This window comes from Pseudoalteromonas sp. SR43-3 (assembly GCF_014163875.1).
GTDB lineage: Bacteria > Pseudomonadota > Gammaproteobacteria > Enterobacterales > Alteromonadaceae > Pseudoalteromonas > Pseudoalteromonas distincta.
Genome location: NZ_JACJEC010000001.1, coordinates 258373 through 273360 on the forward strand (window position 1 = coordinate 258373; position 14988 = coordinate 273360).

At 41.3% G+C, this 14988-nt stretch carries 13 protein-coding genes; 7 read left to right on the top strand and 6 right to left on the bottom strand.

The window, feature by feature from the left end; all coding sequences use genetic code 11:
- Positions 1–24: 24 nt before the first annotated feature.
- The 3 genes from H5088_RS01135 to bioB are packed head-to-tail and all read right to left on the bottom strand — an operon-like array spanning position 25 to position 3098.
- A complete protein-coding gene (locus H5088_RS01135) occupies positions 25–891 on the bottom strand; it encodes a methyltransferase domain-containing protein (protein WP_182752017.1) in 867 nt (288 codons plus the stop codon).
- The gene (locus H5088_RS01140) at positions 888–2045 is read right to left on the bottom strand and encodes an 8-amino-7-oxononanoate synthase (RefSeq protein ID WP_182752018.1); all 1158 of its coding nucleotides are present in this window, start codon (positions 2043–2045) and stop codon (positions 888–890) included. The genes H5088_RS01135 and H5088_RS01140 overlap by 4 nt, the downstream gene beginning before the upstream one ends.
- Before the next feature lie 12 nt (positions 2046–2057).
- Positions 2058–3098 (bottom strand): biotin synthase BioB, encoded by a 1041-nt coding sequence (bioB, locus tag H5088_RS01145; RefSeq protein WP_002961242.1) that lies wholly within the window; start codon positions 3096–3098, stop codon positions 2058–2060.
- Positions 3099–3192: 94 nt separating this feature from the next.
- Here bioB and bioA point away from each other — a divergent pair, with 94 nt between their 5' ends.
- From bioA to H5088_RS01170, 5 genes are all read left to right on the top strand, one after another.
- Positions 3193–4494, top strand: coding sequence for an adenosylmethionine--8-amino-7-oxononanoate transaminase (bioA, locus tag H5088_RS01150; protein WP_182752019.1), 1302 nt, complete (start codon positions 3193–3195; stop codon positions 4492–4494).
- 171 nt (positions 4495–4665) lie between these two features.
- Positions 4666–5478, top strand: coding sequence for a hypothetical protein (locus H5088_RS01155; RefSeq protein WP_002961238.1), 813 nt, complete (start codon positions 4666–4668; stop codon positions 5476–5478).
- Positions 5479–6519: an extracellular solute-binding protein gene (locus H5088_RS01160; protein WP_182752020.1), complete on the top strand. Its 1041-nt coding sequence runs from the start codon at positions 5479–5481 to the stop codon at positions 6517–6519.
- The gene (locus H5088_RS01165) at positions 6519–8018 is read left to right on the top strand and encodes an iron ABC transporter permease (protein WP_024597048.1); all 1500 of its coding nucleotides are present in this window, start codon (positions 6519–6521) and stop codon (positions 8016–8018) included. Before H5088_RS01160 ends, H5088_RS01165 begins: the two co-directional genes overlap by 1 nt.
- Before the next feature lie 14 nt (positions 8019–8032).
- A complete protein-coding gene (locus H5088_RS01170; protein ID WP_182752021.1) occupies positions 8033–9049 on the top strand; it encodes an ABC transporter ATP-binding protein in 1017 nt (338 codons plus the stop codon).
- 89 nt (positions 9050–9138) lie between these two features.
- Here H5088_RS01170 and H5088_RS01175 read toward each other — a convergent pair whose 3' ends face one another.
- A complete protein-coding gene (locus H5088_RS01175) occupies positions 9139–9573 on the bottom strand; it encodes an ATP-binding protein (RefSeq protein WP_002961231.1) in 435 nt (144 codons plus the stop codon).
- A 297-nt stretch (positions 9574–9870) separates the two neighbouring features.
- Between H5088_RS01175 and asnS the strand changes: the two genes are divergently transcribed.
- On the top strand, positions 9871–11268 hold the full coding sequence (gene asnS, locus H5088_RS01180; protein WP_182752022.1) for an asparagine--tRNA ligase: 1398 nt from the start codon (positions 9871–9873) through the stop codon (positions 11266–11268).
- Between the two features lie 139 nt (positions 11269–11407).
- On the opposite strand, the gene H5088_RS01185 is transcribed toward asnS, so the two are convergent.
- A complete protein-coding gene (locus tag H5088_RS01185) occupies positions 11408–12334 on the bottom strand; it encodes an electron transfer flavoprotein subunit alpha/FixB family protein (RefSeq protein WP_182752023.1) in 927 nt (308 codons plus the stop codon).
- Positions 12335–13084 (bottom strand): electron transfer flavoprotein subunit beta/FixA family protein, encoded by a 750-nt coding sequence (locus H5088_RS01190; protein ID WP_182752024.1) that lies wholly within the window; start codon positions 13082–13084, stop codon positions 12335–12337.
- Between the two features lie 221 nt (positions 13085–13305).
- Here H5088_RS01190 and H5088_RS01195 point away from each other — a divergent pair, with 221 nt between their 5' ends.
- Positions 13306–14952, top strand: a complete 1647-nt coding sequence (locus tag H5088_RS01195) for an electron transfer flavoprotein-ubiquinone oxidoreductase (RefSeq protein ID WP_182752025.1) — start codon at positions 13306–13308, stop codon at positions 14950–14952.
- Positions 14953–14988 lie beyond the last annotated feature (36 nt).

Below are 14988 nucleotides of genomic sequence, written 5' to 3' on the forward strand. Positions count from 1 at the left end.
ACTTAAGCAATTAATCGCTTTTTTCTAATGGCTTTTTTTTAATGATAACAGCACCACATGATAAGACACACATGCTTTATTATTTATAAGCGGATACGCACTGCATACTTCTTGTAGCGCCGATTTGGTAAGTAACCCTTGGCGCGTATTGGTATGATTTTGCGTTGTTGCACCAATAGCCTTAATTGAGGCAATAGCTTTTAAAGGTGTTGTGTATTCATCGGTGTAAATACGTTTTTTAGTGCTGTTAATAGTAAATCCTGCATTTTGGACTGATTGGTTTATATGCAACTCACTATTAAAGGTATTTATGTGGCTGTTAGAATCAAGCGCTGCAAAAGCTGTTTTTATTTCGTTTAGTGAGCCCTCTACCACAGTGCTTATGTACGCCTGCCCGCCTGGTTTTAATATGCTGTAAAGTGATTGCATTAAAGCCGAAAAATTTGCAGACCACTGCACTGCAAAATTACTGTAAATAACATCAACACTATTTGCTTGCAGCGGTAAATTATCCATATCTGCACATATTTTAGGTGCGGTTAAATCACTACTTTGCAACATGTTTAAGCTTAAATCCATTGCCACAACGCTTGCAAATACGCTTTGTAAGGTATGTGTATTAACAAGTGGGCCTGCGCCTAAATCAACACAAAGCTTATTTTTATTAATACCTGGTTTTATGAGCGCAAATAGATCGCTCGCTGCGTGTTTTTGTACATTTGCATGGGTGTTATAACGCGCTGCCGCCTTTGAAAACTTACTTTGGGTGGACTTTTTAAGCTCCTTGTTTAGCTCTCGATTTGGCTCCTTATTTAAATCGCTACTTACTAGGCACTGTTTTACTAAGCGAGTTTGCACTAGGTTTGTTTTTAATACTGGCTGAGCAGTCATGCTATTGCACCTACTAAATGTTTAACTAAATGCGTTATGTCTTGCTCGGTATGTGCGGCGGTTAAAGTAATGCGTAAACGTGAGGTGTTATGTGCAACCGTCGGCGGTCTAATTGCAGTGAGCCAAATACCCTGTTGTTTTAGTTTATCTGCCGCTTGTAGCGTTTGCTCAGCGCAGCCTAATACAATGGGCTGTATGGCTGTGTTTGATTCCATTACAGCAATATTATGGGTTTTAGCGAGTTGCTTAAATAACGCAATATTGGCATTTAGCTTATCGCGTTTATCATCAGCTGTTTTTATGCTTTTAATACGCGCAAGTGTGTGGCTTGCCATAAGTGGCGACATAGCGGTTGAGTACGTGTAATCGCGATTAAATTGCAGCATGTAATCAATAAACTGCTGGTTGCCTAATACACACGCGCCACTACTCGCAACGGCTTTGCCAAAGGTAATAACCAGTACCTCGGGTAGTACTATCCCCTCATCTAGCAATGCTTCGCAACTGCCTAACCCGGTTTTACCTAATGCACCAAAGCCGTGTGCGTCGTCAATCATTAGCCATGCGTTGTGCTGTTTTGCTAAGACGAGTAATTCTTTAAGAGGCGCGGTATCGCCATCCATCGAAAACACGCCTTCGCTTATAATAAGCTTGTTTTTCGCTTTTGATTTTTCGAGCCGTGAACGTAAATGATTCATGTCGTTGTGATTAAAACGCACTAAAGCCGCGTTTGAGTGCATAGCCCCGTCAATCAAGCTTGCATGATTTAACTTATCTTGAAAAATAGCACTGTTTTGTGCAGCGGCTTTATCTTGAAACAACGCTTTAATTACGCTGCTATTAGCGCTAAACCCTGAATTAAATAACATTCCTGCGCCATAACCAAATTGCTCACATAAGTATTGCTCAAGCGTTTTTTGCTGCGCCTGATAACCTGTAACCAATGCTGAGCTGTGGCTGCCTAATGCGTAGGAGTCATTAAGGTTTACAGCCTCATCCCCAAAGCCTAAGTAGTCATTACTGGCAAAGTTAAGGTAGGTTTTATTATTAACCGTTATGGTGCGCGCTGTTGCATGTTGTACTACGTGGCGTTTACGAAGCAGCGCATCTTGCTGGCGAGCCTCAAGATGCGTATTTATAAAATCAAAAGGCATAGATATAAAAGCCTACGCTTCGTAAAACAATTCAGACGTTGCTTTGTCGGCTACTTGCGATGAAAGCGAGGCTTCTACTGCTTCGTCTGAATAGTCGTGACGTTTTTCTGGGTTCATGCCTAATTTTTTAATTAGGTTCATATCAGCATCAGCGTCTGGGTTTTCGGTGGTAAGTAGTTTATCACCATAAAATATTGAGTTAGCGCCTGCAAAAAAGCACATTGATTGCATTTGCTCGTTCATGGCATTACGCCCTGCCGATAAACGTACATAACTGTGTGGCATCATAATACGCGCTGTTGCTATGGTACGTATAAATTCAAAGTGATCTAAATCGTCTACGTTTTCAAGCGGTGTGCCTTTAACTTTAACCAGCATATTAATAGGCACGCTTTCTGGCTGTTGTGGCAAATTAGCTAGTTGCATAAGTAGTCCAAAGCGGTCGCTTGCTTGCTCGCCCATACCGACTATTCCGCCTGAGCATACTTTCATACCGGCATCGCGTACGTGGTCAATGGTATTTAACCTATCTTGAAAAGTACGGGTTGATATAATTTGCTCGTAATACTCAGGTGAGGTATCAAGGTTGTGATTGTAGTAATCAAGCCCTGCGTCTCTAAGCTCATGGGCTTTTTCGTTTGTGAGTTTGCCTAGCGTCATACAGGTTTCTAACCCTAGCTCTTTTACTTCTTTAACCATTTGCGAAATGTATGGCATATCTCTGTCTTTTGGATCTGACCATGCAGCCCCCATACAAAAACGGGTAGCGCCTTTTTGTTTTGCAAGGCGTGCTTGCTCTACTACTTTTTCTACTTCTATTAAGCGTTCGCGTTCTAAATCGGTTCGGTAATGCCCCGACTGCGGGCAATACTTACAATCTTCTGGGCAAGCGCCTGTTTTAATTGATAACAACGTAGAAATTTGCACTTCATTTGGGTTGAAGTTAGCACGGTGAACCGATGCGGCTTTAAAAAGTAAATCGTTAAATGGCATTTCAAATAATGCTTTAACTTCAGCGTGGGTCCAATCGTGACGAACAGGTGCAAGTTCCATAATACTCTCTTATTTTTTTCTCAGCGGTGATATTGGCTTAGTCTACGAGTTGAAGTACCATTGTCAACGAAGCCCACCAAGTTAAAGTTTACATATGATTAAAAAGAATACGATTGACCTTGATTTTGATCGTGAGCACATTTGGCACCCATACACATCTATGACAAAGCCAATTCCGGTATACCCCGTTACACATGCAAATCACAATATTATTAACCTCGAAACTGGCGAGCAATTAATCGATGGCATGGCCTCGTGGTGGAGCGCAATACATGGCTATAACCACCCTGTTATAAATAACGCCATGATTGAGCAAATTAATAATATGAGCCACATTATGTTTGGCGGTATTACACATAACAGCGCGGTAGAGCTGTGCAAAAAAATAGTAAATATAACGCCGCCTAGTTTAACTAAAGTGTTTTTAGCCGACAGCGGCTCGGTAAGTGTTGAAGTGGCAATAAAAATGGCGCTGCAATATTGGTTAAGCCAAGGTATTACTACAAAACAAAAATTAATGACGCCTTACAAGGGCTACCATGGCGACACGTTTGCAGCCATGAGCGTATGCGACCCCGTTAACTCAATGCATAGTTTATATAGCGGCTTTTTACCTGAGCACATTTTTGTACCTGCACCGGTGAGTAATTTTGGTAGCGAGTTTAATCAGGCAGAAGCCCTAGAGCTTGAAGAATATTTTAAAGCAAACCACAGCCAAGTAGCAGCCTTTATCATTGAGCCTATTGTACAAAACGCAGGTGGCATGAACTTTTATCATCCTGATTATTTAGCCTGCGTCCGTAAATTATGCACCCACTATAACGTACTACTAATTTGCGACGAAATTGCCACAGGCTTTGGCCGTACAGGTAAATTATTTGCTGTAGAGCACGCCAATATAGAGCCCGATATAATGTGTATTGGTAAAGCATTAACTGGCGGCTCAATGACGTTATCGGCCACTATAACTAGCGATAAAATAGCGATTGGCATAAGCGAAGGTGAAGCAGGTGTTTTAATGCACGGCCCTACGTTTATGGGTAACCCACTTGCCTGTGCAGCGGCCTGCGCAAGTATTGATTTATTACTTAAGCAAAACTGGCAACAACGAATAAAGCAAATTAACACCCAACTACAACAACTTCATAAATGCAGTGAACTTAATGCAGTTGCCAATGTGCGTACCTTAGGTGCAATAGGTGTTGTTGAACTAAACGAGGCTGCTGGCAATGTTGATGTTGCTAAAATTCAGGCCTATTTTGTAGAGCAAGGTGTATGGATACGCCCATTCGGTAAACTAATTTACCTTATGCCACCGTATATAAGTGACGACACAAGTATAAAAACACTGTGTGATGCCATTTATAATGCCATTAAAGGCAAGCATTACGCTTAATAGTCGGTCTCAATAACTAATCCTAATACAGGTTATAGCGCTATTTGCTGTAACCTACCGCTACATTTAGTGTTTTTATCTATTAAGCGAGTTTGTAGTTATTGATCTCGTTAACCATTAGCTATATGATAATGTCTATCATTTACAATTACCTTTTTGGACTTCTTTGCTATGAAATTACTATTTAAACCAGCCAAAACTTTAGGTGCAAGCCTTTTACTAGCCTCGGCGTTTATGGCTCAACCAGTATTAGCTAACGGCCCTATTGGCGAGCATGTTAATCATCTTCAAGCTAACCTTAAAAGTTACGCAGAAGAAGTAGAATGGATGGTAGGCAAAGTTGATACCATGGTAAGCGACTACGATACTAAAGGCGCAAAATCTGTAAAAACTGATGATTTAATTGAATATTGGGAATCAGTTAAGTTTCACAGCGCAATAGAAACTAACTTTGTACCAGTATACGCTTCTATTTGGCAGGGTCTTTATGGCGTAAAAATGGCCATTGATAATAAAGAGCCTGCTGAGGAAGTTCGTAAACAGCAAAAAGCGATGAACATAGCCTTGTGGCAAGGCCTTGGGGCTGTTAAGCTTGCTGCAAAATTCCAGCAAAAAGGCTTGTTAGACACTGTAAAAGCAACCGCTACAACTCAAATGACACAAAGTGCCACAATTGATGAAATTAAGCACAAATTAGACCGTGTAGTAGCAAAATTTGCTGAGCGTTTACGAGACGAAGCAACTGAAATTGTTCACGATACTTATCTGCACCTGTTTGAAGGCGTTGAAGGTACACTTATTGAACAAGATGCAAAACTAGTTGAAGTGCTGGAAAAAGACTTTAACGTAACACTGCCACAAGCCATTAAAAACAGCAAAAGCGTAGACGAAGTACGCGATGTGATCAGTGATATGCAAACAAAATTAGACCGCGCTAAGGTTTTAATAGAAAAAGCCGAAAAAGCACGTAAGGATGTATTTTAAGTGAAGCGTAGGACCTTTATTCAAGGCCTAGCTGCGTTAGGGGTGGTTGGCTCATTGCCACTGCCTCTTTCTCGTGCGCTAGCCGCTGATATAGCAAACCCTGTTTCTGTTGACGATTTACCAAAGCTTAAAGGCGAGTTAACCCTTTATTTAGGCCGAGGCGAAGGTGGTTTGTATGAAAACGTATTACAAGCAATCCAGAAAAAAAATCCAGACTTTAAACTCGGTATACGCCGAGGTCCTACTGCTGCTTTAGCAAATACCATTGTTGCAGAAGCTAAAGCTGGCGTTCGCCGCGCTGATTTATTTTGGGCAGTTGATTCAGGCGCAATTGGTTTAGTAACCGATGCTGGCCTTGCACAATCCATCCCAGGTGATTTATCTGCTCAGTTACAACCACAATTTAGATATAAAGAGTGGGCACCAGTAACTGGCCGCATTCGTACATTGCCATATAACACGTCGCGTTTGACTAAAGATCAAATTCCAACAAGTATTATGGAAATTGCCGACAGCGATTTAAGTATTGGCTGGGCGCCCGCCTACGCTTCTTTTCAATCGTTTGTAACCGCAATGCGAATCTTAGAAGGCGATGACAAAACCGCTAAGTGGCTTAAAAAGATTCAAAAACGTGCTAAAACATACGCCGGCGAGCTAGGTGTTGTTATGGGCGTTGAACGCGGTGAAGTTGATATTGGTTTTGCTAATCACTATTACACTTTGCGTTTAAAATCAGGTAAACCTGATGCCAAGCTAGATTTAGCATTTACACAAAATGATGCGGGCTGTTTAGTTAATGCATCGGGTGTATTAGCGCTTAACGACGATCCGCTTGCAACTAACTTTATGCGTTACTTACTAAGTAAAGAAGTACAAGGTTACTTAGCCAGTGAAGCGTACGAAATTCCGTTAGTAAATGGTATTACCCAACCTGAGGGTTTACCGTCACTTGCTAATATTTCTCCACCTAAAGTAGATTTAACACAGCTAGCTGATTTACGCCCTACTATAGATTTGATGCGAAGCAGCGGCGTATTGTAATGAAAATACCTGCCTCTTATCCAATGGCGCTGCTTGCAGCGCTTGTTGCTCTTACCCCTGTTTATGTATTAATTGTGCTTGCAAGCGATGCGAGCTCAGTGTTTGACACCCACAACCTGCAAATTTTAGGTAACACCTTATCGTTAATGGGTTTAACGGTACTTGGGTCTATTTTAATTGGTGTGCCACTGGCGTTTATTAGCGCGTATGTGCATTTACCATTTAAAAAGCTCTGGCTGGTTGTATTTGCAGCCCCACTGGCAATTCCCAGTTATATTGGCGCATTTACACTTTATGCTGCTTTTGGCCCCGGTGGCGAAATAAACACCTTAACAGGAATAGAAACACCATCAATGTATGGCCTAACAGGTGCCGCCATTGTAATGACGCTTTATACCTTCCCGTTTGTAATGATGACAACTCGCTCATCCCTACTGAGCCTTGACGCAAGCATGGTTAATGCCGCACGAACGCTGGGCATGTCGATGACGCAAAGTATATTTAAAGTTATATTACCGCGCGTAGTTAACGGTATTGCAGCAGGCTCATTGTTAGTCGCGCTTTATACGTTATCAGACTTTGGCACGCCGGCAATGATGCGCTTAGATACCTTTACCCGCGTAATTTACGTTGAATACAATGCCTTTGCGTTAGGGCGAGCTGCCATGCTTTCACTTCAACTGATGGTTATTGTCGGTTTTTTACTTTTAGTTGAATCACAAATAAAAACAGCGCCTGAGCGCCATGGTCGCCCGCTAATTTTATTTCCAAGTAAAGTACAATTAAGTGCCATGTTTGTTACGTTTGCACCTGTTTTACTGCTTGCTATTGGCTTGCCTTTGGCTATATTTTCGCTTTGGTTAGCTCGCGATGGTTTTAGCTCATTTGATTTTAATATTGCATGGAACTCTACGTATGCATCGGGTATTGCGGCAATTGTAGCCGTTATCGTTGCGATCCCTGTTGCACATGCTGCACTGAGTGGAAAAGCGGGTCGTATAATGGAGCGTGTTACTTACTTTGGTTTTGGTATTCCGGGTATAGTAATGGGCACAGCGCTTGTTTACGGTGGTTTGCAGTTGCCGTTTTTATATCAAACACTGGGATTGCTTATTATTGCTTATATGCTGCGATTTTTACCACTTGCTGTAGGCTCTGTTAGAACAAGCACCGAACACTTAGATCCAAGCTTAGTGAAGTCTGCGCGCGTATTAGGGGCAAGCCCACGTGAAGTATTTACTCGCATAACACTGCCTTTAACTATGCGCGGTATTATTGCCGGTGCAGCACTGGTGTTTTTAGAGTCAATGCGTGAACTCGAAGCCACGCTACTACTTGGCCCAACAGGGTTTGAAACCCTCTCTACCTATTTATGGCGTGTATACGAAGCGGGCTATTTTGGTCGCGCCGCTATTCCTGGATTATTGTTAGTAGTGATATCTGCCTGCGGGTTAGCTATTATGATGTCTGGCGAAAAACGCAACCAGTTTGAACATTAAGGATTTAAGAAACAATGCTATCTGTAAGTCAGTTGTCTATAGATTATGGCAGTAACCGCGTAGTAAGCGATTTAAACTTTTCGCTGGGTGAAAACGAAATCCTTATGCTTGTAGGGCCAACAGGTTGTGGTAAAAGTACAATTTTACAAGCCCTTGCTGGCCTTATACCTATTAGCGAAGGAGAAATAAACACGGGTAAATGGCGCGCTACTCCCAAATTAACACTACCTCCTGAAAAACGCAGTGTAGGTATGGTGTTTCAAGATTTTGCGTTATTTCCGCACTTAACCGTACAGCAAAACATTTGCTTTAGATTAAAAGATACAGCCCCTGCTGAGTATTGGATAAACCTACTTGGGTTGAGCGATTTTAGAGATAAAAAACCAGCAACACTTTCTGGCGGACAAAAGCAGCGCGTTGCACTTGCGCGTACCCTTGCCCACCAACCTGACTTTGTATTACTTGATGAGCCGCTTTCAAACTTAGATGCCGCTCTTAAAGACATGCTTCGTTGGGATATTAGAAACGCACTTAAAGCCGCTGGCGTACCGGCGATTTGGGTAACACACGACCAAGAAGAAGCACTCTCAGTTGGCGATCGTGTTGGTGTGCTAAAAGGCGGCAAAATTCAGCAAATTGACACGCCAGAGCGCTGCTTTAGCACGCCAAATAATCGCTTTGTGGCACGCTTTTTAGGTGAAGCCAGCTTTATTAGCGGCCAATTTAGCCAAGGACAAGCCACTACCTCAATTGGTAATGCGCCCGCTCATGGCGTTGACTGTGAGAGTGGCGACGTTGATGTACTACTTCGACCAGACGATGTGTTACTTGTACAAAGCAGTGTTGGCAATAACGGCGAAGTAATTTGGGTACGCTTTGAAGGTGGCAGCCGCTTGTGCGCTGTAAAACTTGCGTGCTCTACGGTTGTAACTAGCAGAGTAAGCCATGAAGTTGTGGTAAACCCAGGCGACGAAGTGCATGTATCACTAAGTACCTCGCACCCATTAGCGGTTTATAAACAAAAAGCTTAACTACCTTGTAACTTACATATACCAAAAAAGCCCATATATGGGCTTTTCAATAGGTATTGCTATGTAGGTTACTAACTAAACTCGAAGCACTACCACTCAAACATGTAGGCCATTTTACTTATTGTTTTTAGCGGCACATTATGTGAGTTTCGTTTAGCGTATAGGTGCTGCATAGCTTTGTCTTTTACTTCACCCACTATCACTTCTTTTACTTGATAACCTAAAGCAACAGCAGCTTGAGAGTAAGCTATAAATTCCCATTTTTTAATATTGGTGTTATCTACAATCACCAATGGAATGCCTTGAGCAAGTGCATTTATAAAGCGCGCCAAATTTAAATTATGAAATTGTGGTAACTTAAATTTATCGAAATGATATTCGCCCTGCTCATTATTAAAGTAATCATCAGTTGAGCAAATTAGATACTGACTTTCATCGGCTCCACCTAATTCGTCAGCAAGGCTTTGCGCGTAGTAAGACTTACCACTTCCTGGTAGTCCTCGTAAAATAAAAACTTGTTTCATAGCATCGATTTTTTAAGGGTGAATAAATATTAATTTAGTTTGGATGTTAATAATGCCACAAAATCATTAAATTTCAGAGCAACAAATCATAATAGTGGCAATTAAACTCTAAAAACTGTTTAAAAATAAACCGCATGCATAAAAACTTTTAAAGAGTTGCCCACAATAGTTTTTTTATTTAACTTTACTAGGTAAGATACAGGGTTCAAGTGCAGCACCGTTTATGTGCAATTTATGCCCGAGTGTTGCGCACAGTTAAAATAAAATAGTTAGGCAACTTATATCATTGGAGTGAAGATGAGCCATTTAGCGATTTCAGAGCTATTAAAAGGCAATGTTGCGGTAGACAGCCAAGTAACAATTAAAGGCTGGATCCGTACTCGCCGCGATTCAAAAGCAGGAATTTCATTTTTAGCCGTTCATGACGGTTCGTGTTTTGATCCTATTCAAGCGGTAGTTCCTAATTCACTGAATAATTATGATGAAGTTACTAGCTTAACAGCCGGTTGTTCTGTGTCGGTTACTGGTGTTTTAGTTCAATCTGCTGGCCAAGGTCAATCTTACGAAATTCAAGCTAACTCAGTGACTGTGTTAGGTTGGGTAGAAAACCCAGATTCATACCCAATGTCGGCAAAGCGCCACAGCATTGAGTACTTACGTGAGCACGCTCACCTTCGCCCTCGTACAAATATGATTGGCGCGGTAACTCGTGTACGTAACTGTTTAGCACAAGCTATTCACCGTTTTTACCACGAGCAAGGCTTTTACTGGATCAGCACGCCAATCATTACGGCAAGTGACTGTGAAGGCGCGGGTGAGATGTTCCGTGTATCAACGCTTGATATGCAAAACTTACCACTTACAGACAAAGGCGATGTTGATTACAGCGAAGATTTCTTCGGTAAAGAAGCATTCCTTACTGTATCTGGTCAGTTAAATGGCGAAACTTACGCGTCTGCAATGTCAAAAATTTATACATTTGGCCCTACATTCCGCGCAGAGAATTCAAATACATCTCGCCACCTTGCAGAATTTTGGATGGTAGAACCTGAAGTAGCGTTTGCTGATTTAGAAGACATAGCAAAACTTGCTGAAAACATGCTTAAGTATGTGTTTAAAGCCGTACTTGAAGAGCGCCGTGATGACATGGAATTTTTTGCACAACGTGTAGAAAAAACCGCAATTACGCGTTTAGAAGAATTTGTAGATAAAGACTTTGCACAAGTTAACTACACAGACGCTGTAGAAATCCTTAAAAACTGTGGCAAAAAGTTTGAGTACGCTGTTGAATGGGGTGTAGATTTACAGTCTGAGCACGAGCGTTACTTAGCTGAAGAGCACTTTAAAGCACCGGTAGTTATTAAAAACTACCCTCGTGACATTAAAGCATTTTACATGCGCCAAAACGAAGACGGTAAAACCGTTGCCGCAATGGACGTTGTAGCACCAGGTATTGGTGAGATCATTGGTGGTTCACAACGTGAGGAACGCCTTGATGTACTTGATGCACGCTTAGAAGAAATGGGCTTAAACAAAGAAGATTACAGCTGGTACCGCGATTTACGTAAATACGGTAGCGTGCCGCACTCAGGCTTTGGTTTAGGCTTTGAACGCTTAGTTGCTTATGTAACAGGTATGGGCAACGTACGTGACGTTATTGCCTTCCCTCGTACTAAAGGCAGCGCAACTTACTAATACTAAGTTAGCCGTTTATAAATACTAAAAACCAGCCAATTGGCTGGTTTTTTTGTGTCTTTAATTTACCGAATAAAAAAGCCGCAGCACTCAAAGAGCACCACGGCTTTCAACCAGAATAAGTTTGTTTATTTGAAGGCTATAAAGCACTTTCTAACTGTGGCAGTACTTCAAACAAATCAGCCACTAAACCGTAGTCAGCTACCTGAAAAATAGGTGCGTCTGGGTCTTTATTTATCGCGACGATTACTTTTGAGTCTTTCATGCCGGCTAAATGCTGAATAGCACCGCTGATACCTACTGCAATATATAAGTTAGGTGCGACAATTTTACCTGTTTGCCCTACTTGCATGTCGTTAGGTACAAAGCCTGCATCAACTGCTGCACGCGATGCACCAATAGCTGCACCTAGTTTATCTGCAATACCATTAAGTAATGCAAAGTTTTCGCCGTTTTGCATACCGCGACCACCCGATATGACCACACTAGCTGCTGTAAGCTCAGGGCGTTCTGATTCTGTTTGCTCAACACTTACAAAGCTGCTTAATTGCGAATCTGATACTGTATCAATGCTTGTTATAGCAACAGCTGATTGCTCACCTTGTAAATCAAAGCTACTGGCACGTACGGTAATTACTTTTTTACTGTCGAGTGATTTAACCGTGGCGATTGCATTACCTGCATAAATTGGACGTTTAAATGTATCGGCGTCCACTACTGCGATAATTTCAGAAATTTGCGCAACATCTAATAGCGCAGCAACACGTGGCACAAAGTTTTTGCCCGTTGTAGTAGCACTTGCAACAATGTGGCTGTAGTTGTCGCTAATTGATAAAACTAAATCGCTCATGCTCTCAGCTAACTGATGTTCATAAACGCTATTATCAGCAACTAAAACATTAGCTACGCCATCAATGCTGGCCACTTGTGAGCTCATTGCGCTTAAGTTGTTACCTGCAATTAGTACATCAATAGGAAAACCCATTTTTACTGCAGCGTTAATAGTTTTTGAGGTTTCTGGTTTTAAGGCACCGTTGTCGTGCTCTGCAATTACGAGTGTTTTCATTTAAATCACCTTTGCCTCTGTTTTTAATTTTTCTACAAGCTGCGCTACGTCTTCTACAATAATTCCTGCGGTGCGTTTAGCTGGCTCTTCTACACTTATTAATTGCATACGCGGTGTTAAATCAACACCAAGCGAATCTGCTGCTATTACTTCAAGCGGCTTACGTTTGGCTTTCATAATATTTGGCAATGATGCATAGCGAGGCTCATTCAAGCGTAAATCAGTTGTAACAACCGCCGGTAAATTAAGTGCTACCGTTTGCAGCCCGCCATCAACTTCGCGAGTTACGTTTACTTTGCCATTTTCAATAACAACTTTTGATGCAAATGTACCCTGCCCGCGATTAGTTAATGCAGCAAGCATCTGACCTGTTTGATTATTATCTGAGTCAATTGACTGCTTACCTAAAATGACAAGTTCAGGCGTTTCTTGCTCTACAATTTTAGCGAGTAGTTTTGCAATATGAAGTGACTCGAGCTTTTCATCGGTTTCGATGTGAATAGCTTTGTCAGCACCCAATGCTAATGCTGTTCGTAATTGTTCTTGTGATGCTTTTGGACCAATAGTTACAGCAACCACTTCAGTGGCGGTACCGGCTTCTTTAAGACGAATTGCTTCTTCTATAGCAATCTCACAAAACGGGTTCATTGCCATTTTAACGTTGTTTAAATCAACGTCGCTGTTATCACTTTTAACGCGTGCTTTTACGTTGTAATCAATCACTCTTTTTATTGGTACGAGAACTTTCATAGGAACTCCATAATTATTTAAACCTACAAGGTAACGTGCACGTCAACCTATTTATTTTATGAAATTAGACTACTTCCTGTTGACGTAAACGTCAACCTAAAATAACCTTTAACTATTCACAGTCTGTAACGTTTAATTTGCAAGGTTATAAATAGGCTGTACACCTTATTTAAATGCGTAGTAAACATTCAAATAAGTCCGTCATAGATAAAGAGGTTATTATGGTCGAACGTGAAACCATGGAATTTGATGTAGTAATTGTTGGTGCAGGCCCTGCTGGGCTTTCAAGTGCAATTAAACTCGCGCAATTAGCACAAGAAAAACAACAAGAGTGCATGATTTGCGTAGTCGAAAAAGGTTCTGAAGTAGGAGCACATGTACTCTCTGGTGCTGTTTTTGAAACCAAAGCTTTGGATGAACTACTACCTAATTGGCAAGATCTTGGCGCACCGGTTACAACCAAAGTAACTAATGATGAAATTTATTGGTTTAATAACGAGCAAAAAGCGACATCAATTCCCCACTTTGCTACACCAAAAACATTTCATAATGATGGTAACTATATTGTATCTATGGGCAATGTATGTCGATGGCTTGCAGAGCAAGCTGAAAGCTTAGGCGTAGAGATATTTCCAGGATTTAGCGCACACTCTTTAATAATTGAAGATGAAGCAGTAAAAGGCATTATTACTGGTGATATGGGTGTAGACAAAGATGGTAATGAAAAAGACGGTTACATGCCAGGAATGGAGCTTCGTGCAAAATACACTATTTTTGCTGAAGGTTGCCGTGGTCATTTAGGTAAACAACTAATCAATGAGTTTGCACTTGATTCAGATTCATCACCGCAGCATTATGGTTTAGGTTTTAAAGAAATCTGGCAAATAGATGAAAGTAAACATGAGCTTGGCAAGGTAGTTCATGGTACAGGTTGGCCACTTAGCGGCGATACTAATGGTGGTGCATTTATGTATCACAGTGAAAACAATCAAGTTGTTGTTGGTTTAATTGTTGATTTAAATTACTCAAACCCACATTTGAGCCCGTTTGATGAGTTTCAGCGAATGAAGCACCATCCTGTATTTAAAAACGTACTTGAAGGCGCTGAACGTATTGCTTACGGTGCGCGTGCTATTGCTAAAGGTGGCTTGCACTCATTACCAAAAATGCATTTTGCTGGTGGTTTACTTGTTGGGTGTGATGCAGGCACTCTTAATTTTGCAAAAATTAAAGGTAACCACACCGCAATGAAATCAGGAATGATTGCCGCTGAGGTTATTTTTGAAGCATTGCAAAATGAGTTAGCAAATACCGATTTAACTCATTATCAAACTGCGTTTGAGCAATCGTGGGCATATAAAGAGTTATATCAATCTCGTAACTTTGGCCCTGCTATGCACAAACTCGGTAAATTTTTAGGTGGTGCGTACAATACGCTTGATCAAAACATCTTTAATGGCGCTTTACCCTTTACGTTTAAAGATAATACGCCCGATCACTCTACCCTTGTTGATGCTAGCGCCGCTGACAAAATTGCATACCCAAAACCAGATGGACACCTTAGCTTTGATAAACTCTCAAGTGTGTTTTTATCAAATACTAACCACGAAGAATCACAGCCGTGTCATTTAAAGCTTAAAGATGCGTCAATTCCTATTAACGTAAATTTAGTTAAATTTGATGAACCCGCACAACGTTATTGCCCTGCAGGCGTTTACGAAGTACAAGAAATTGCAGGCAATAAAGAGTTTGTTATTAATGCCCAAAACTGTGTGCACTGTAAAACCTGCGATATTAAAGACCCAAGCCAAAACATTACATGGGTAACACCTGAAGGTGCGGGTGGGCCAAATTATCCTAATATGTAACTAAATTATGCGCTGTATAGCTATATAACTACGTTT